This is a genomic window from Kribbia dieselivorans NBRC 106261, assembly GCF_001552435.1.
Classification (GTDB): Bacteria; Actinomycetota; Actinomycetes; order Actinomycetales; family Dermatophilaceae; genus Kribbia; species Kribbia dieselivorans.
The window spans coordinates 1-1241 of sequence record NZ_BCRE01000295.1 but is presented as its reverse complement, the minus strand read 5'-3'; the positions used below and the strand labels follow the sequence as shown (position 1 = coordinate 1241).

The 1241-nt window shown below is 74.0% G+C and carries 1 protein-coding gene; it reads left to right on the top strand.

What is annotated here, in order from left to right; genetic code table 11:
* The coding region (locus tag KD1_RS15965; protein WP_306307034.1) for an MFS transporter at positions 1 to 1241 on the top strand (1241 nt) is incomplete at both ends.

Genomic DNA, 1241 nt, shown 5'->3' with positions numbered 1-1241 from the left:
GGGAGTGCCGGACGCCGGCTCCGACCGGCCCCGCCGCGCCGCGATCCTCGCCGCCGTCGTCGGCAACCACGTCGACCAGATCAACATCTTCCTGCCGCTGGTCGCGCTCGCCCCGGCCATGGCCACCCTCGCCGGGCCGGCGTCGGCGGCGTCGGGCACCGCCCTGGTCGTGATGGCGATGCTCCTCGGCCGCCCGATCGGATCGCTCCTCTTCGGGAGGATCGCGGACCGGGTCGGACGTACCCGGACCACCCGGGTCGCACTGGCCGGTACCGCCGCCTGCACCCTGCTCATCGCGGGCCTGCCCAGCCACGAGGTGCTCGGCGCCGGCACGTTCGTGCTGCTCGTCGCGCTGCGGTTCGTCGGTGGGATCTTCCTTGCCGGGGAGTACACCGCCGCGGTGCCACTGGCGATGGAGTGGAGCAGCGCGCGCAGGCGGGGACTCTTCTCCGGGCTCGTGATGTCGATGGCGCCGGCGGCCCAGGCCCTTATCGCGTTCGTCACCGCACTCCTGCTGGCCGTCCTCGGCCCGGCCGAGTACGCCGCGTGGGGGTGGCGCGCGAGCTTCGTCGTCGGCGGGTGTGCCTCGCTGGCGATGCTGCTCTACTACTCCCGCCACGTCGTCGACGCCCCGGCCGAGCACGTCGTCGCACCGGAGCGCCGTGGCAGCGTGCGGGAGGTGACCGCCGGCGCGCACGGCAGCGCCTTCTGGCGGGTCTTCACGCTCATGACCGGGCTGTGGCTGATGACGAACATGGTCGTCATCACCCTGACCGGCCGGATGGGCACCGACGCCGGCCTGCCCGGCGGGACGGTGCCGGTCGTCATGGGTGTCGCGTCCGTCGGTCAGGCGCTCGTCATGGCGCTCACCGGGCACCTGTCCACCCTCGTCGGGCGTCGCGCCTACTTCCTCTGGGCAGCCGCGGTGGCCGCGGTGACGACGCCGGCGCTGTGGCTGTGGACCTTTGGTGGCCCGCACGGCGTCGTCACCCTCGCGGTGTGCGCGGTGCTGCTGCAGGTGCTCACCGTCTCCGCGTACGGACCGGTCGGCGCCTACCTGAGCGAGTCCTTCCCGAGCCACGTGCGCTCGACCGGGTACGGAGCGGCGTACTCGACGTCGATCGTGCTGCCCGCGCTCCACCCGTACTGGCTGCCGCCGCTGGCCTCGGTCGTCGGCCGGCAGCCCGCGGTGGCGCTCGTGCTGCTCGCGGCTGCCGCGCTCGTGGCCCTCGGGGCTGCGC